Below are 16,601 nucleotides of genomic sequence, written 5' to 3'. Positions count from 1 at the left end.
ACGAGGCTCGCTTCGGCGCTGGAGCGGGCCTTTGACGTGCGGGTTCAGCGTACGGGGCGGGCGGGACCCGTGTCCCGGCCCGCCCCTGTGGCAGTGAGGGCTGCCGCCCTCGGCCCTGCTACTTCTCCGTGACGCCCGCCGAGTCGAACGTCGCCACCTCGTGCATCGCACGGGCCGCGCTCTGGACGATCGGCAGGGCGAGGAGCGCTCCCGTGCCCTCGCCGAGGCGGAGGTCCAGGTCGATCAGCGGGCGCAGGCCCAGCTTGTTCAGGGCCGCCACATGGCCGGGCTCCGCGCTGCGGTGGCCCGCGATGCAGGCCGCGAGGACCTCGGGGGCGACGGCGCGGGCGACCAGGGCGGCCGCTCCGGCGCTGACGCCGTCCAGGATCACCGGGGTGCGCAGCGACGCGCCGCCCAGGAGGAGACCGACCATCGCCGCGTGCTCCAGGCCGCCGACCGCGGCGAGGACGCCGATCGGGTCGGCCGGGTCCGGCTGGTGGAGGTCGAGCGCGCGGCGGACGACCTCGACCTTGCGGGCGTGAGTCTCGTCGTTGATGCCCGTGCCGCGCCCGGTCACCTCGGACGGGTCGACGCCCGTGTAGACCGAGATCAGGGCGGCCGACGCCGTGGTGTTGGCGATGCCCATCTCGCCGGTGAGGAGCGCCTTGTTGCCGGCCGCGACGAGGTCGCGGGCCGTCTCGATGCCGACCTCGATGGCCGCCTTGACGTCCTCACGGCTCAGGGCGGGCCCGGTGGTCATGTCGGCGGTGCCGGCGCGGACCTTGCGGGGCAGCAGGCCCGGGGTCGCCGGGAGTTCGCTCGCCACGCCCACGTCGATGACGCAGACCTCGGCGCCGACCTGGTTCGCGAACGCGTTGCAGACCGCGCCGCCGCCCAGGAAGTTGGCGACCATCTGGGCCGTGACCTCCTGCGGCCACGGGGTGACGCCCTGGGCGTGCACGCCGTGGTCGCCCGCGAAGATCGCGACGGCCGCGGGCTCCGGGATCGGGGGCGGGCACATCCGGGACAGACCGGAGAGCTGGGCCGAGATGATCTCCAGCATGCCCAGCGCGCCGGCCGGCTTCGTCATCCGCTTCTGCCGCTCCCACGCCTCGCCGAGCGCCTTGGCGTCCAGCGGGCGGATGTTGGAGACGGTCTCGGCGAGCAGGTCGTGCGGGTCCTCGCCGGGCAGGGCGCGGCGGCCGTACGTCTCCTCGTGGACGACCCAGGACAGCGGGCGGCGCTTGGACCAGCCGGCCTGCATCAGCTCGGGCTCGTCCGGGAACTCGTCGACGTAGCCCACGCAGAGGTACGCGACGACCTCGAGGTGGTCGGGCAGGCCGAGGGTGCGGACCATCTCGCGCTCGTCGAAGAAGCTGACCCAGCCGACGCCGAGACCCTCGGCGCGGGCCGCGAGCCACAGGTTCTCGACGGCGAGCGCGGAGGAGTACGGGGCCATCTGCGGCTGTGTGTGGCGGCCGAGGGTGTGGCGGCCGCCGCGCGTCGGGTCGGCGGTGACGACGATGTTCACCGGGGTGTCGAGGATGGCCTCGATCTTCAGTTCCTTGAACTGCTTCGCGCGGCCCTTGGGCAGGGACTTGGCGTACGCGTCCTTCTGGCGCATGGCGAGTTCGTGCATCGTGCGCCGGGTCTCCGCGGAACGGATGACGACGAAGTCCCAGGGCTGCGAGTGGCCGACGGACGGCGCCGTGTGGGCGGCCTCCAGGACACGGAGCAGCACGTCGTGCGGGATCGGGTCGCTGCGGAAGCCGTTACGGATGTCGCGGCGCTCGCGCATGACGCGCAGGACGGCCTCGCGCTCGGCCTCGTCGTAGCCGGGAGCGGCCGGGCCCGCGAGGTCGTCGGCCGGGGCCGGCAGCGTCTCGGGGGTCGCGTCCGCCATGTCCTGGGCGGCCGGGTCGGACTCGCGGGGCGCGGGGACGAGGGTCTCCGGCTCAGCCTCTACGAGCACCTGCTCCGTCTCCGCGACGGGCTCGGCGGCCTCGGGAGCGGTCTCCGGCTGCGCTTCGGCCGGGACGGGGGTCTCGGCGACGGCGTCGGGGAGGACGGGAGAGGCCTCGGCGGGCGCCTCGAACGCCTCGGGCGCCTCGTTCGCCCCGGCGGTCCCGGAGAGCTCAGCCGCCTCGGGGAGCTCAGCCGCCTCGGGGAGCTCAGGGGCTTCGTGCGTCGCCTGCGGCTCGTGCGTCGCGTGCGCTTCGTTCATCGCGTGCGCCGCGTCGTCGACCGCGTGCGCTTCGTTCATCGCGTGCGCCGCGTCGTCGACCGCGTGCGCTTCGTGTGTCTCGGATACCACGTGGACTTCGTGTGCTTCTTGCGCTTGGGGGACCTGGTCCGCGTCGGGTGTTTCGGGGGCCTCGTCGATGAGGACGGGGGCCGGGGCGGCGGGCGCCACCGGTTCGGGCAACTCGGCCGCGGGCTCGGGCAGCGGCGGCACGACCATGTGCTGCGGCGGCGTCGGCGCCAGGTGCGGCGTGGTGGGGATCGTGCCCTCCACGGGCACGAACTGGCCGAGGGGCTGCGCCGCCTGGTCCGCCGGACCCTCGGCGGGGGCCTGCGGGAAGTGCTGGCCCTGAACCGCCTCGGGCGCCATGGCGTACTGGCCGGACTGCGGGTCGACGGGCAGCTCACCGGGGTGCGCGGCCAGCTGCTGATGCCCCGCGTAGGCGGCCACCGGCTCGGGCTGCACCGCGAACTGCGCGTCCTCGGGGCCCTGCGCGACCGGCGCGAACTGCACACCGTTCGGAGCGGAGGAGTAGTCGACGGCGTACTCGGCCGGCGCGACCTGCTCCTCGGCGAACAGGACACCGTCGGGAGCCGCCGCGTACACCGGCACCTCCTCGGGGACGGCGAACTCCGGGGCCACCGTGCCCTCCGGCGTCTGCTCAGCCTGCGCGGCGTGCGGGTCCTGCAGGCCCTGCGGATGCTGCGGCGCCTGGGCGAACACGGGGGCGTCGCCGACGGTCTGCTGCGTCGGAGCGGCCGGTGTGACGGGAGTGGCGTCCGGGACGACCGTTTCTGCTGCGGCCTCTGGTGCGAGCTCCTGTGCGACCTCTGCGGCGGGCGCCTCGAAGACCTGCTGCGGCGCCTGCGCGCCCCAGGGAGCGGCGCCCTGCGGCGGGATCTCACCGAGCTGCGGCACTGGGGCGCCCGTCTCGTCGCGCGGGATGTCGAGGTACTCGGGCCCCGTGGTGGGCGGGCCCGCCTGACGTACCGGCATGGGGTTCGGCGGTGTGTGCGCGGGGCCGCGGTCGGCGAGCGAACGGACGGGGCTGCCCGTACCGTCCGGCACCGGCGGGCCCATGTGCAGCGGGCGACGCGCCGGCCCGGGGTGCGGGGCGGGCGAGGGCCCCGGCACTCGGACGCCGTTCAGGTCGACCTGGCCGCTGTCCCGGCCCGCCGTCTCGTGCGGGCCCGGCTCGTGCGGGGCGGGCATCGGGGCGGCCTGCGGCTCGCCCCAGGCGCCCTGCGAACCCGGCATCAGCAGCAGATCGTCGTCTTCGGTGGGGGTTTCGGAGGGGTCGAGGAAGGTGTACGCACCCGGGGCGGGGACGCCCGGCTGTTCCACCGTGCCTGCGTTCTCCGGCAGCCCTTCGCCCGGAACCTGGCCGGTGTCGGTCATGCGTACCCCTCGCCCATCGGTTAGTGCTTCTTCGGCAGCCCCCGGCCGTCGGCCGGGGATGCGACCCCAGTGACCGGAGCGGCGCACCGACCGCCCGTCATGAAGAACGAGCGTGAGTGCCGTGCGGCACGAGCCGGCTGAGGACAACAGGTATTGTCCCGGTCGGCCGGCTGCCACCGCACCTGGATCGGGCACGGCCCGCTGTGGACTGCGCCACGTTGCGCATCCTCCGGTCCTGCCGTACCACACGCACCCCAAAAGTGGCGCGTTTTCCGGACATTGACCGACGGAAAGCCGGACGTCCAGGTGCAGTACAACGATCGGCCAGCCTACCGCGCGCCCCGGAGCGACGGGGTCACGGGTTGCGGTCGGGCAACTCCCCGGAGAGCAGGAACCCCACGGTCCGCTCCTTCTCGGTCCAGGCGCGAGTGTCCAGCTCGACGGACTGCAGGAGCGAACACTCGACCCGGTAGCCGTGCTCCGTCAGGTCCCTGCCGATGAGTTCGGCGGCATCGCGTGTCGCGGCGTGCGTCACGATGCGTTCGGGACGCCGGTCTGCGACGGCGGAGACAACGGCCACTCCCCCGCCCCCGATGCGTACGACATCGGGTTCGGGCAGGTCTTCGAGGATGTGGGGTGCCGTGCCGTGCACGATCTGCGGCTGCACTCCGAAGCGGCGGGCGGTGGCGAGGGTGCGGGCGCAGGCGTCGGGGTCGCGGTCGACGGCGATGACGGCGGCGCCGAAGCGGGCGGCCTCCGCGGTGAAGGCTCCGCTGCCGCAGCCGATGTCCCAGACGAGGTCGCCCACGCGCGGTCCGGTGCGGGCGAGTTGGGCGGCGCGCAGGGGCTCGGTCTCGCCCTCGCCGAGGCGGCCGCCGTACTCGGCGGCGGGCAGTCCCCAGCCGCGCGGGGAGGCAGAGGGGGCGCCTCCGGCGAGCCAGGCGCTGTCATCGGACGGGGCGGTCGGGCCGCCGATGACGATGACGACGTTCGGGTCGCGCCAGGTGTGGTCGGCGGCATTGTCGCTGGTCACAACGGTGACCTGCTCGCGGTCGGTGCCGAGTTCCTCGCAAATGACGAAGGTGCGGTGGACGCCTTCGAGGAGCAGTCCGAGTTCGGCGGGACCCGCTCCGGGCGAGGTGAGAACGGCGACCTTGGGGTGGGCGCGGCAGACGTTGACGGCGCGGCGCAGGGTACGGCGGTGGGCGACGACGACCTGGGAGTCGTCCCACGGCATGCCGGCGCGGGCGAAGGCCTGGGCCACGGAGGAGACGGCGGGGACCACTTCGACCTCGAGGCCGAACTCGGGCGCGCGCAGGGTGCGTACGACTCCGAAGAAGCCGGGGTCTCCGTCGGCGAGGACGACGGCGGTGCCGCGGTGGGCGGCGATGCGGCGGGCGGCGAGCGAAACGCTGCCGAGCCTGATCCGCTCGGCGCGGCCCGGGACCTCGGGAAGGGCGAGGTGGTGGCCCGCGCCCGCCACGAGGGTGGCGGCGCCGAGGGCGGAGCGTGCCGCCGCGGTCAGGGGCGAGCCGTCCCAGCCGATCACCGTGACCCGGTCGGCCATCGTCGTCAGTCTCCTGGGGGTTCTCGCGGGTCGAACGGGCTCGGTGAGCGTACCTGGTGTACCTGGGTGCGACCTTGGGGGTCAGTTCCAGTCCGAGAAGGCCGTGTATCCACCGGTCTCGGCGAACTCGTCGGAGACGCCGTCGAGGTCCTCGGGCAGCAGGCTCCACACGATGAAGTCGGTCCGCAGGTCCTCCCAGCCGCCGTCCTCGGTACGGGTACGCGCTATGCAGGCGTTGCGCAGGACGCCCTCGCTGATGCAGCCGATCTTCTGGGCGACCTGCTGGGAGGCGGTGTTGTCGGCCGCGGTGCGCAGCTCCAGGCGCTCCAGGCCCTGCTCACGGAAGAGCCAGCGGGCGGTGGCGAGCGCCGCCTCGGACGCGTAGCCCTCGCCGCGGGCCCAGGGCGCGATGATGTACGACAGCTCCGTGGAGCCCACGTGCCAGTTCGTCTTGCCGAGCTGGACGATGCCGACCAGGCGCTGGGTGAGGAACTCGGTGACGGCCAGGTCGAGGCCGCGGCCCGCGATGCGCTCGGTGGGGGCGTACTGGGTGATCCAGGTGCGGGCCTGGTCCTCACCGAAGGGCTGGGGCACCGAGGTCCAGGCGGCGACCATCTCGTCGTTCATCATCTCGGCGAGGGCGGGGGCGTCGTCCTCCTCGAGGGCGCGCAGGACCAGCCGCTCCGTGCTGATGGAGATGTCCGGGAAGCCCCGAGTACCAGTAGTCATGGCGCCGCTCCGTAACCTTCATGGCCTGGTGAAGTGCCCAGCATGCAGCATGAAGGCACGTAACTGCACCACGGGGTCCTCTCCCGTTGCGGAAGAGGACCCCGTGAAGGTGCGGTGGCTGCGGGTGGTGTCAGCCGGCGGTGACCGGAAGCACCGAGCCCTGGTACTTGTCCTCGATGAACTTCTTCACCTCGGGCGAAGTCAGCAGCGTGGCAAGCTTCTTGACCCGGGGGTCGTCCTCGTTGCCCTTCTTGACGGCGAGGACGTTGTTGTACGGGTTGCCCTTCGCGGACTCCACGAGGATGGCGTCCTTCTTCGGGCTCAAGTTCGCATCGAGCGCGAAGTTGTTGTTGATGACGGCCGCGTCGACGTCGCCCAACGAGCGGGGCAGCTGGGCCGGTTCGAGCTCCTTGAAGACGAGCTTCTTCGGGTTGGACGCGATGTCCTGCGGGCTCGCGTTCGCGCCGGCGCCCTTCTTGAGCCCGATGACGCCCTTGGAGGCCAGGAGTTCGAGCGCCCTGCCCTCGTTGGTGGTGTCGTTCGGCAGTGCCACGGTCGCCCCGTTACGGAGCTCGGTGACGTCGTCGACCTTCTTGGAGTAGACCCCCATGGGCGGCAGGTACACCTCGGCGACCGCGCTCAGGGTGGTGCCCTTGGACTTGTTGAAGTCGTCCAGGTAGGGCTTGTGCTGGTACAGGTTGGCGTCGAGGGTGCCGTCCTGGAGGGCGGTGTCCGGCAGGACGTAGTCGGTGAACTCCTTGATCTCCAGGTCGAGTCCGGCCTTCTTCGCCAGGTGCTGCTGTACGTACGCGAGGACTTCGCCGGCCGGCGTCGGGGTGGCGCCGACGACGAGCTTGCCGCTCCTGTCGCCGGAGCCGGACCCCGAGTCGCCGGACCCGCAGGCCGTCAGGCCGAGCGCGAGGGCTCCGGCGATGACGGCGGCGGGAATCGTGACGGTGCGCATCGCGGCGATCAGAAGGAGGGGAGGACGGAGCCGGCGTACTTGTCCTCGATGAACTTCTTCACCTCGGGCGACGTCAGCAGCTTCGCGAGCTTCTTCACGCGCGGGTCGTCCTCGTTGCCCTTCTTCACGGCGAGGACGTTGTTGTACGCGTTGTTCTTCGTGGACTCCAGGGCGAGGGAGTCCTTGGCGGGATTGAGGTGGGCACCGATCGCGTAGTTGCCGTTGATCACCGCGGCGTCGACGTCCTGCAGGGAGCGCGGGGTCTGGGCCGCCTCGACCTCCTTGAACTGGAGGTCCTTCGGGTTCTTCGCGATGTCCTGCGGGGTCGCGGTGGCCTCGGAGCCGCTCTTGAGCGTGATGAGCTTGTTGGCGGCGAGGAAGCGCAGGGCGCGGCTCTCGTTGTCGGCGTCGTTCGGGAGGGCGACGGTGCCGCCCTTCTTCAGGTCGCCGAGCGCCTTGGCCTTCTTGGAGTAGAGGCCGAGCGGCTCGAGGTGGACCGTGGCGACCGACTCGAGGTGCGTGGCGTTCTTCTTGTTGAAGTCTTCCAGGTACGGCTGGGTCTGGAAGTAGTTGGCGTCCACGGACCCGTCCTCGGTCGCCGTGTTCGGCGTGACGTAGTCGGTGAACTCCTTGACCTCGAGGTTGAGGCCGGCCTTCTTCGCCAGGTGGTCCTTCACGTACTCGAGGATCTCGGCGTGCGGGACGGGGGTCGCCGCGACGACGAGCGGGTCGGACGCCTTGGCCTTGGTGTCGCCCTTGTCGGAGCCGCAGGCGGTCAGGCCCAGGGTGAGGGCGCCGGTGGCGAGGACAGCAGCGGTGATCTTGGTGGTGTTACGCACGAAAAGTGCCTTTCTCCATGGGTGGTGCAACCCGCCGGGTGGGGCGGGGAGACAGTGATCAGCGGGTCAGGGGGTCAGCGGGTCTTGGCCGGGGCGGCCTCGACGGCGGCCGGGCCGCCCGGCAGGAAGCCGCCGAGGACGCGGAAGCGGAGCGGTTCGCCGCCCTTGCCGGTCCGGCGGTGCAGGACGCGGGATCCGCTGTCGCCCGCGAACTGGATGATGGCGATGGTGACGGCGAGGATCGCCACGATGATCCACATCAGCTCGGCCTCGAAGCGCTGGTAGCCGTAGCGGATCGCGAGGTCGCCGAGGCCTCCCGCGCCGACCGTGCCGGCCATCGCGGAGTAGCCGATGATCGCGATGATCGTCGTGGTGGTGGCCGAGATCAGCGACGGCAGCGACTCCGGCACGAGGACCTTGCGGACCACGGTCCAGGTGTTGCCGCCCATCGACTGCACGGCCTCGATCAGACCGCCGTCGACCTCGCGCACGGAGGTCTCGACGAGCCGCGCGAAGAACGGGATGGCGCCGATCGCGAGCGGCACGATGGCGGCCTCGCGGCCGATGGTGGTGCCGACGATCCAGCGCGTGAAGCCCATCAGCGCGACCATCAGGATGAGGAAGGGCATCGAGCGGACGATGTTCACGATCTGCCCGATGACCTTGTTCACCACGGCGTTCTGCAGCAGGCCGCCGCGGTCCGTGAGGACCAGCAGGACGCCGAGGGGCAGGCCCACGACGACCGCGATCAGCGTGGACCAGCCGACCATGTAGAGGGTGTCCCAACATGCCTGGGACAGCAGCGGCTGCATCTCCGACCAGGTCACTTGGTGACACCTTCCTTCAGCAGTACGGGCTCGTGACCCTGGATCTCGACCTGGAGGCCCTGCTCGCGCAGGAAGCCGATCGGCACGACGTTCTCGTCGAAGCGGCCGGGCAGCTCGATGCGCATGCGGCCGACCTGCTTGCCCGCGACGGTGTCCATCGCGGCGCCGAGGATCGAGATGTCGATGTTGTACGTGCGCGACAACTGCGAGATGACCGGCTGGGTCGTCGACTCCCCGTGGAAGGTGATGTCGATGACCGTGCGGTCGGCGCCGGAGGCGTCGCCGCTGACCGGGAAGAGCGCGGCGGCGAGCTCGGAGCCGGGCGTCGCGAGCAGCTCGCCGACCGTGCCGGACTCGACGATCTGTCCGCGCTCCATGAGGGCGGCGGAGTCGCAGACCGTCTTGACGACGTCCATCTCGTGCGTGATGAGCAGGACGGTCAGGCCGAGCTGCTGGTTGAGGTCGCGCAGGAGCTGGAGGATCGAGCGGGTGGTCTCGGGGTCGAGGGCGCTGGTGGCCTCGTCGGAGAGCAGCACCTTCGGGTCGCCGGCCAGGGCGCGGGCGATGCCGACGCGCTGCTTCTGGCCGCCGGAGAGCTGGGCCGGGTAGGCCTTGGCCTTGTCGGCGAGGCCGACCAGGTCGAGGAGCTCCAGCGCCTTGCGGGAGCGTTCCTTACCCGACTTGCCGAGGATTTCGAGCGGCAGCTCGATGTTGTCCTGGACCGTGCGCGAGGACAGCAGGTTGAAGTGCTGGAAGACCATGCCGATACGGCTGCGTGCCTCGCGCAGCTCCTTGCCGGCGCGGGAGCCGCGGCCGACGAGGGCGGTGAGGTCCTGTCCGGCGACCGTCACGGTGCCGGAGGTGGGACGCTCCAGGAGGTTGACGCAGCGGATGAGGGAGGACTTGCCGGCGCCGGACTGGCCGATGACGCCGTACACCTCGCCCTCGCGGACGTGCAGATCGACGCCGTCGAGGGCGGTGACCTCTCGACCGCGCGAGCGGTAGACCTTGGTGAGGCCCTGGGTGGTGATCACGTGGGATTCCGTCACTGTCGATTGCGCGGCGCGGGTGAGCGCCTGCGGCGGGCATTCATGGTCGGGATCGGCCTGGACGCAGCACGGTTCTCGCTGTGGCGGTGGAACCGGGGGGAGACTGTGCGCGGGGCGGCCCGGTCACGTACGGCATAAGCACGGACAGGGCGCGGCGTTTCGCTTCGGGGCGCGAGAAACAGGCGGTGCGGGGGCCCTCAGAAGGCGCACATTCGACACATACAACGAGCACCGGGCGTCATCGTCGCCTCGGTCGCAAGGGTGCGGCTGCTCGTCGTGGTCATGCGAAAAGTAAAGCAGAAGTGCGCCCGGACCCCCGAACCGCTGTCCGAATAGCGGACAGCCCTGGACGGTGGACGGCCCGGCCCGGACGCCGCCCGAGGGGCCCGCGCGACCAGTGCGGACAGGGGCAGGAGGTGGTTCCCGCCGTCGTCCACGCCCGACCCGGCACCCGGCGCGCTGTGGCCAACGCCACGGTGGACGGGCCGACCCGGGGCCGCGCGCAGCGGGCCTTTTCGGCCGTAATAGGGTCTCGGCATGCTTGATGCCCTGACGGTCGCGACCGCTGTCGCCGCGCTCGCGCTCGCCGCCTGGTGCGGCTTCGCCGCCTACCGCGACCAGCCGACCAAGGACTGGCACTTCATCGGCATGGCGGTGGTGTCACTGCTCGCCACGGTCCAGCTGATCGTCGGCATCGTGCAGCTGGCGCGCGGCGAGAAGCCCGACCAGGGCACGACGATCTTCGTGGCCTATCTGATCGGCGCGTTCGCGTGCATCCCGGCGGCCGGCTTCATGTCGCTCGCCGAGCGCACCCGCTGGGGTTCGGTGACGGTGGCGGCCGGCGGCATCGTGCTGGCCGTCCTGCAAGTGCGGCTCTACGACATCTGGGGAGGCTGAGGTGTCCGTGACCTCACAGAGCGAGAGCGGCAGCAAGCCGCAGAAACTGACCAGCGGCCCCGGCACGCTGCTGGTGTGGCTGTACGGCGTGATGGTGGTCGGCGCGGTCTCGCGCTCGGCCGTCCAGATCTCGACGGAGTTCGGCCACGCGCCGCTCGCCTACTCGCTGTCGGCGCTCGCGGGCATCGTGTACGGCTTCATCACGTACTCCCTCGTGCGCGGTGGGGAGAAGGCCCGCAGGGCGGCGCTGGTGTGCTGCGCCGCCGAGCTCGTGGGCGTACTGACCGTGGGGACGTGGACGCTGGCGGACCCGTCGGCGTTCCCGGACGCCACGGTCTGGTCGGACTACGGCATGGGCTATCTGTTCATTCCGGTACTGCTCCCGGTGACTGCCATGTTCTGGCTCAACAAGGCGCGCAGGGCTGCCGCCTAGGGCTTGTCGGCAGGCCCTAGGGCCTGCCGGGCCCCTAGGCGACGAAGGCGCCCGCTTCTGCGTCCTTGGCGAGCGTCACCACGGTGAGCCGCTCGTCGACGCGCTTCGTGGACACGGCCGCATAGCCGTGCTTCCGGTAGAGCCGCAGGTTGTGCTCGCTGCGATGGCCGGTGAACAGCTGGAAGCGCTTGGCGGCGCCGTCCGCGCCGAGCTTCGCCTCGACGGCGTCGAGCAGCCGCCCGCCCAGGCCGTGGCGCTGCATGCGCGGGTGCACGACGAGCTTGCCTATCCGGGCCGTGCCGTCCGCGTCCATGGCGCCCCGCACCGCGGCCACGACTTCCTCCCCGAGCCGGGCCACCAGGACCGTGCCGCCCGCGAGTTCGGCCCTGACCGAGTCGAGCGGTTCCGTCAGCGGCTCGATGGAGTAGTCGCCGTAGAGCTCGGCCTCGCTCTGGTAGCACAGGTACTGAAGTTTGAGGATCTTCTCGGCGTCCTGCTCGGTCGCCGCAGAGATGATCACGCTCATGCCCATGTGTGCATGCCTCCCGCTCACCTGCTCCGCCGGTTGTCTATCGCTCCTTTCCCCAGGGTTCAGGAGCCGCAACCTCTGCTGCCAGCATTCTGCGCAGGCATCCCAGACATCTGGAACGTTCCGGACCGAGGCTGCCCTGTGAGATACCCAACTCCCCTGCGATCTCGCGGTAGGTGAGGTCCTGCGGCGACAGGAAAGCGGCCACGACGCGGGGGCAGCGCCCGGGCAGCCGGCGCACGGCGGCGTGCAGCGCGCGGTGGCGGTCGCCGGCCAGCGCCCGCTGTTCCGGGCCGTGTTCGAAGTCGTCGGCCGGCTCGGTGACGTACGGGATCTCCCGCAGCGCGGCGTGCCGGGTGCGGCGGGCCTCGGATCTGACGGCGGCGGTGAGCCAGGCGGCGGGGTCGGCGGGCGGGCCGTCGGTGTCGATGCGCTCCAGCAGGCGCAGCCAGACGGCCTGTTCGAGGTCGCCGGGTTCGCCCGCGCCGGAGTGGGCCTCCGCCGAGACCTCGGCGGCGATGAGCGGGCGCAGGGTGTCGATGACCAGGTCGTACGTCATGCCGGGCGGGACGCGGCCGCCCGGGCGTGTGGTTGCCGGGGCGGCCGCGCGTCACCCCAACCGGGGCCGGGGTGCGCGGTGTTGACGGCGTGCTGACGGAGGTCAGGACTTCAGGAAGTCCTCACGGGCGAGGAGCGCCGTGTCGCAGTTGTCCGAGAAGATGCCGTCGATGCCGGTGGCCAGGTAGGTCTTGAAGGCGCCGAACGCGTCGCCGTAGGCGTTCGGGTCGGTGCCCTTCTTGAAGTCGGCGGGCAGGAAGGTGTTCTCGTTGCGCATCGTGTACGGGTGCAGGATCAGGCCCGCGGCGTGCGCGTCCTTGACGAGCGTGGTGGGCGCGAGGAGCTTGCCGTCCTTGTCCTTGGGGATGACGAGGTCGAGCGTGGGGCCGATGCCCTCGGCGTACGAGGCGATCTCGTCGAGGCCCTTGGGGGTGATGAGGTCGGCGACGGTGCGCGGGTCGCCGGCGTCGACGAAGTCCCAGGGGCGGGAGTTCGCGGTCGACAGGAGCACGACGAGCGGGTTGTCGACCAGCTTGTTCAGGCGCTGGATGCTGGTCGGCTCGAAGGACTGGAGGAAGACCGGCGAGTTCTTCTTGTCCACGCGGTACGTGCGCAGGAGCGTGGCGACGCGCTCCTCCAGGCCGAGGCCGAGCTTGCGGAAGTAGGTGGGGTGCTTGGTCTCGACGTGGATCCACACCTCCTTGCCGCGCTCGCGGCTCTGCCGCTCCCGCCACTTGAGGACCTCTTCGAAGGTGGGGATCTCCCAGCGGCCGTCGTAGAGGGTGTTGCGCTGGCGGTTGGCGGGGATGCGCTCCTTGGCGCGCAGGGTCTTCAGCTCGGCGAGCGTGAAGTCCTCGGTGAACCAGCCGGTCGTGGCGACCCCGTCGAGGCTCTTCGTGGTCTTGCGGCCGGCGAACTCGGGGTGCGCGGAGACGTCGGTCGTCCCGCCGATTTCCGGCTCGTGACGGCATACGAGGTGACCGTCCTTGGTGGGCACGAGGTCGCCCGCCTCGATGACGTGCGCGCCCATGTCCAGGGCCAGCTGGTACGAGCCGAAGGTGTGCTCCGGCCGGTAGCCGCTCGTACCCCGGTGCGCGATGACGGTCGGCACAGGCAGGCTCTTGTAGCCACCGCCACCGTGATGTCCGCCACCGCTCTGCTCGTCGGCGCTCGCCACGCCGGGCGCGCCCAGGACGGCTCCGCCCGCGCCGAGCACCGCCGCACCCAGTACCGAACGGCGGCCGAGCTGCGACCCCCGGGACTCCTGTGACTTCCGCATCCCCATTGAGCACTCCTCCCACTTCGCTGCCTTGCACCTGTCAAAGCGCACCGATCGTAGGTGTGCGGGAGTGGCCAGTGGGAGACCCTGGGCCGAACGGAAGGGTGATGCGGGGTGACTCCTGTGCGCCGGATGACGGCCAACGGAGCGTAAATACGGGTCAACACTGCGTATCGAGTGCGTGAACCCGATGTGCAACGGGCCGGTGGCCGCGAGTATCGTCCTCACCTGCACAGACTTCAGCTCATCCAGCCACGGCTTAGGCCGCCACCCCTTGACACCGGAGGGCCCGTTGTCCCGTTTCGCGTTCATCAAGGCAGTGCTCTCACCGATCATGCGCCTGATGTTCCGCCCCCGGGTGGAGGGCGCCGAGAACATCCCGGGTACCGGTCCGGTCATTCTCGCGGGCAACCACCTGACCTTCATCGACTCGATCGTGCTGCCGATCGTGTGTGACCGTCAGGTCCTGTTCATCGGCAAGGACGAGTACGTCACCGGCAAGGGCCTCAAGGGCCGCGTCATGGCGTGGTTCTTCACCGGCGTCGGCATGATCCCGGTCGACCGGGACGGCGCGAACGGCGGTGTCGCGGCGCTCATGACGGGCCGTCGCGTCCTGGAGGAGGGCCAGGTCTTCGGCATCTACCCCGAGGGCACCCGCTCCCCCGACGGCCGGCTCTACCGCGGCCGCACCGGCATCGCCCGGCTGACCCTGATGACGGGCGCGCCCGTCGTCCCGTTCGCGATGATCGGCACGGACAAGCTCCAGCCGGGCGGCAGCGGCCTCCCGCGGCCCGGCCGCGTCACGGTCCGCTTCGGCGAGCCGATGGAGTTCTCCCGCTACGACGGCATGGGGCGCGACCGCTACGTGCTGCGCGCGGTGACGGACTCGGTGATGGCGGAGGTCATGCGCCTGTCCGGCCAGGAGTACGTGGACATGTACGCCACCAAGGCGAAGGCCGCCTGAGCGGGTCGCACGTGACCGTGACGAAGGGCCGCACCCGGTGGGTGCGGCCCTTCGTCATGCGTATGGACGCCTGGACGCCCGGTGAAGGTGCGTCATCCGTACGGCCGTGTCGTCATCCGTACGGCCGCGTCCGTCACGGGTGTTCGACGCCGTCCTCCAGCCTCTGGCCGCGCAGCAGGAACCACGCCGCCACCGCCGTCGCGAGGAGTACCGCCGCGCCGACCCCCGCGGCCGCCCGCAGCCCGTCGACGAAGGCGTCCTGCGCCGCCGAGATCAGTTCGCTCGAGGTGTGCGCGGGCAGCGCCGAGACGGACTCGACCGCGCCGCCCAGGGATTCGTGGGCGGCCGACGCCACCTCGGGCGGGGTGCCGGCCGGGGCCGTGAAGTCCCGGTAGACGCCCGTGACGATGGAGCCGAGCAGGGCGATACCGAGGGCCGCGCCCAGTTCGTACGCCGTCTCGGAGACCGCCGAGGCCGAGCCCGCCTGCTCCTTCGGCACGCTGGAGAGGATCACGTCGGCCGTGACGGTGAACGAGAACCCTGCGCCGACGCCGACGATCAGGAGCACCGACCCGAGCAGCGGATAGCCGGTCGACTGGCTGAGCCCGGTCAGCCCGGCCAGGGCGAGGCCCACCGCGGCGAGGCCGCCCGCGACGACGGAGCGCACGGAGAACCGGCGCGCGACCGTACCGGCGACCAGTCCGGCCGCCACCGCGCCGATGGCGGCGGGCAGTTCGGCGAGACCGGCCTCGAACGGGCCGCGCCCCTGGACCAGTTGCAGGAACTGGGAGAGGAAGAACACCAGACCCGAAAGGCCGAGGATGGTGAGCAGGTCGGCGAACACCGCGGCCGAGAATCCGCGGTGGCGGAACAGCCGCATGTCGAGGAGCGGTGCGGGCAGCGTGAACTGGCGTCGGACGAACCACGTCAGAGCGGCCAGTCCGAGCACGCCGGACGCCGGCACCTGCCAGCCGAGGCCGTGCGACGCGGCCTCCTTGACCGCGTAGACGACGCCGATCATGCCGACGAGGGACAGGACGACGCTGATCAGGTCCCACGGGCCGCCCGCCGGGTTCTTCGACTCGGGCAGCAGCTTGATGCCGACGACGACGAGGACCGCCATCACGGGCAGATTGATCAGGAAGACCGAGCCCCACCAGAAGTGTTCGAGCAGGAAACCTCCGACGACGGGACCCACGGCCGCGCCCGCCGAGGCCGCCGCACCCCAGATGCCGACGGCGAGGGAACGCTCGCGCGGGTCGGTGAAGATGTTGCGGATCAGGGCGAGGGTCGAGGGCATCAGCGTGGCACCCGCGACGCCGAGCAGGGCCCGGGCCAGGATCATCATTTCGGGGCTGGTCGCGTACGCGTTGAGCACCGAGACAGCACCGAACGCGACCGCGCCGGTGAGCAGCAGCTTCTTGCGGCCGATGCGGTCGCCGAGGCTGCCCATGGAGACCAGAAGTCCCGCGATCACGAACGAGTAGACGTCGCCGATCCACAGGAGCTGCGTACCGGTCGGCTCCAGGTCCTCGCTGATGTAGGGCGTCGCAAGACCGAGCACCGTCGCGTCGACCGCGACCAGGAGCACCGCGAGCACAAGGACGGAGAGCGCGAGCCATCGTCCTCGTCCGGGCCTCGGCTCCACCTCCGCCGCGAATGTGCGCTGGTGTGTGCTGGTCATGGTTCCACTCTCCGTCTGGCGCCGCCGAGCAGAAGCTCGACGATCATGTGTTGGAAGTCCTTGGCGGCCACACGGCCGTCCTGTACGGCCCAGGCGCCCCCGCCGATCAGGCTGTAGAGCGCCTCCGTGAGCCACGCGGGTGTCAGGTCGATACGGAACTCGCCGCGCTCCTGGCCGCGCGTGAACAGCCCGGCGATACGGGCGTCGAGCCGGGCCCAGCCCTCGTTCTGCGACTCGCCCTCGAAGAGCTGGTTCTCCGTGACGAGGAAGGCGAGGAGTCCGGCGCACGGCTGGATCTCCGCCACGAGCCGGCGTACGGCGTCGTCGGCGCTGCCCTCGTCGAGCCGGGCGGCGTCGAGGGCCGCCTCGCACTCCTGGATCCCCAACTCCTCGAGGGCCCTGACGAGTGCGTCCCGGCCCGCGAAGTGCCGGTGCAGCGTGGCGCGGCTGAGACCGGCTGCCCTGGCCACCTCGTCCATCGTGGCCGTGGCCTTGCGGGTGAGCAGGGCGGCTGCGGTGCGCAGCACCTGGTCTCGGTCGACTGACATGAGACGAGGGTAGACCATGTGAGACATATTTGTCTCATGCAGAGCATGGACGTCTCATAGATGGCTGCATATATAGGGGCGAATCGGGTGAGGG

15 protein-coding genes are annotated in these 16,601 nt (G+C 71.1%); 3 read left to right on the top strand and 12 right to left on the bottom strand.

Annotated features, from left to right (window positions below; translation table 11 throughout):
- Positions 1-118: 118 nt before the first annotated feature.
- The 7 genes from cobT to OHA58_RS30145 all read right to left on the bottom strand — a co-directional run bounded on the left by cobT (position 119) and on the right by OHA58_RS30145 (position 9,600).
- Positions 119-3,640, bottom strand: a complete 3,522-nt coding sequence (gene cobT / locus OHA58_RS30175) for a nicotinate-nucleotide--dimethylbenzimidazole phosphoribosyltransferase (protein ID WP_405482687.1) — start codon at positions 3,638-3,640, stop codon at positions 119-121.
- 355 nt (positions 3,641-3,995) lie between these two features.
- The gene (cbiE, locus tag OHA58_RS30170) at positions 3,996-5,207 is read right to left on the bottom strand and encodes a precorrin-6y C5,15-methyltransferase (decarboxylating) subunit CbiE (RefSeq protein WP_405482686.1); all 1,212 of its coding nucleotides are present in this window, start codon (positions 5,205-5,207) and stop codon (positions 3,996-3,998) included.
- 81 nt (positions 5,208-5,288) lie between these two features.
- On the bottom strand, positions 5,289-5,936 hold the full coding sequence (locus OHA58_RS30165) for a GNAT family N-acetyltransferase (protein WP_116503288.1): 648 nt from the start codon (positions 5,934-5,936) through the stop codon (positions 5,289-5,291).
- Positions 5,937-6,066: 130 nt separating this feature from the next.
- On the bottom strand, positions 6,067-6,900 hold the full coding sequence (locus tag OHA58_RS30160) for a MetQ/NlpA family ABC transporter substrate-binding protein (protein WP_405482684.1): 834 nt from the start codon (positions 6,898-6,900) through the stop codon (positions 6,067-6,069).
- An 8-nt stretch (positions 6,901-6,908) separates the two neighbouring features.
- Positions 6,909-7,739 (bottom strand): MetQ/NlpA family ABC transporter substrate-binding protein, encoded by an 831-nt coding sequence (locus OHA58_RS30155; RefSeq protein ID WP_405482682.1) that lies wholly within the window; start codon positions 7,737-7,739, stop codon positions 6,909-6,911.
- A 74-nt stretch (positions 7,740-7,813) separates the two neighbouring features.
- Entirely contained in the window at positions 7,814-8,566 is a 753-nt protein-coding gene (locus OHA58_RS30150) for a methionine ABC transporter permease (protein WP_405482681.1), read from the bottom strand.
- A complete protein-coding gene (locus tag OHA58_RS30145; protein ID WP_405482680.1) occupies positions 8,563-9,600 on the bottom strand; it encodes a methionine ABC transporter ATP-binding protein in 1,038 nt (345 codons plus the stop codon). The genes OHA58_RS30150 and OHA58_RS30145 overlap by 4 nt, the downstream gene beginning before the upstream one ends.
- A gap of 552 nt (positions 9,601-10,152) precedes the next feature.
- Here OHA58_RS30145 and OHA58_RS30140 point away from each other — a divergent pair.
- Positions 10,153-10,512, top strand: coding sequence for a hypothetical protein (locus OHA58_RS30140; protein WP_266668480.1), 360 nt, complete (start codon positions 10,153-10,155; stop codon positions 10,510-10,512).
- Position 10,513: 1 nt separating this feature from the next.
- Entirely contained in the window at positions 10,514-10,945 is a 432-nt protein-coding gene (locus OHA58_RS30135) for a hypothetical protein (protein ID WP_355694006.1), read from the top strand.
- A gap of 34 nt (positions 10,946-10,979) precedes the next feature.
- Here OHA58_RS30135 and OHA58_RS30130 read toward each other — a convergent pair whose 3' ends face one another.
- From OHA58_RS30130 to OHA58_RS30120, 3 genes are all read right to left on the bottom strand, one after another.
- Complete coding sequence (locus OHA58_RS30130) at positions 10,980-11,477, bottom strand: GNAT family N-acetyltransferase (RefSeq protein WP_326713947.1); 498 nt, start codon at positions 11,475-11,477, stop codon at positions 10,980-10,982.
- A 37-nt stretch (positions 11,478-11,514) separates the two neighbouring features.
- The gene (locus OHA58_RS30125) at positions 11,515-12,033 is read right to left on the bottom strand and encodes an RNA polymerase sigma factor (protein ID WP_405482678.1); all 519 of its coding nucleotides are present in this window, start codon (positions 12,031-12,033) and stop codon (positions 11,515-11,517) included.
- A 102-nt stretch (positions 12,034-12,135) separates the two neighbouring features.
- Positions 12,136-13,317, bottom strand: a complete 1,182-nt coding sequence (locus tag OHA58_RS30120) for a glycerophosphodiester phosphodiesterase (protein ID WP_405482677.1) — start codon at positions 13,315-13,317, stop codon at positions 12,136-12,138.
- Between the two features lie 184 nt (positions 13,318-13,501).
- Here OHA58_RS30120 and OHA58_RS30115 point away from each other — a divergent pair, with 184 nt between their 5' ends.
- A complete protein-coding gene (locus OHA58_RS30115; RefSeq protein ID WP_405485249.1) occupies positions 13,502-14,275 on the top strand; it encodes a lysophospholipid acyltransferase family protein in 774 nt (257 codons plus the stop codon).
- Positions 14,276-14,408: 133 nt separating this feature from the next.
- Here OHA58_RS30115 and OHA58_RS30110 read toward each other — a convergent pair whose 3' ends face one another.
- Both OHA58_RS30110 and OHA58_RS30105 read right to left on the bottom strand, forming a co-directional pair.
- Entirely contained in the window at positions 14,409-15,959 is a 1,551-nt protein-coding gene (locus OHA58_RS30110; RefSeq protein WP_405482676.1) for an MFS transporter, read from the bottom strand.
- Positions 15,956-16,507 (bottom strand): TetR/AcrR family transcriptional regulator, encoded by a 552-nt coding sequence (locus OHA58_RS30105; protein WP_240653941.1) that lies wholly within the window; start codon positions 16,505-16,507, stop codon positions 15,956-15,958. Before OHA58_RS30105 ends, OHA58_RS30110 begins: the two co-directional genes overlap by 4 nt.
- Positions 16,508-16,601: the final 94 nt, after the last annotated feature.

It is taken from the genome of Streptomyces sp. NBC_00009 (assembly GCF_045040855.1).
GTDB lineage: Bacteria > Actinomycetota > Actinomycetes > Streptomycetales > Streptomycetaceae > Streptomyces > Streptomyces aureus.
The sequence above is the reverse complement of the archived record's forward strand: the minus strand, read 5'-3'. Positions and strand labels throughout refer to the sequence as shown.

What these genes read in the sequence shown, in the direction of transcription:
- OHA58_RS30140 (WP_266668480.1), top strand. Translation starts at nt 10,153, where the DNA reads ATGCTTGATGCCCTGACGGTCGCGACCGCTGTCGCCGCGCTCGCGCTC.
- OHA58_RS30105 (WP_240653941.1), bottom strand. Translation starts at nt 16,507, where the DNA reads ATGTCAGTCGACCGAGACCAGGTGCTGCGCACCGCAGCCGCCCTGCTC.
- OHA58_RS30130 (WP_326713947.1), bottom strand. Translation starts at nt 11,477, where the DNA reads ATGGGCATGAGCGTGATCATCTCTGCGGCGACCGAGCAGGACGCCGAG.
- OHA58_RS30120 (WP_405482677.1), bottom strand. Translation starts at nt 13,317, where the DNA reads ATGGGGATGCGGAAGTCACAGGAGTCCCGGGGGTCGCAGCTCGGCCGC.
- OHA58_RS30165 (WP_116503288.1), bottom strand. Translation starts at nt 5,936, where the DNA reads ATGACTACTGGTACTCGGGGCTTCCCGGACATCTCCATCAGCACGGAG.
- cobT (WP_405482687.1), bottom strand. Translation starts at nt 3,640, where the DNA reads ATGACCGACACCGGCCAGGTTCCGGGCGAAGGGCTGCCGGAGAACGCA.
- OHA58_RS30110 (WP_405482676.1), bottom strand. Translation starts at nt 15,959, where the DNA reads ATGACCAGCACACACCAGCGCACATTCGCGGCGGAGGTGGAGCCGAGG.
- cbiE (WP_405482686.1), bottom strand. Translation starts at nt 5,207, where the DNA reads ATGGCCGACCGGGTCACGGTGATCGGCTGGGACGGCTCGCCCCTGACC.
- OHA58_RS30125 (WP_405482678.1), bottom strand. Translation starts at nt 12,033, where the DNA reads ATGACGTACGACCTGGTCATCGACACCCTGCGCCCGCTCATCGCCGCC.
- OHA58_RS30115 (WP_405485249.1), top strand. Translation starts at nt 13,502, where the DNA reads ATGTGCAACGGGCCGGTGGCCGCGAGTATCGTCCTCACCTGCACAGAC.
- OHA58_RS30160 (WP_405482684.1), bottom strand. Translation starts at nt 6,900, where the DNA reads ATGCGCACCGTCACGATTCCCGCCGCCGTCATCGCCGGAGCCCTCGCG.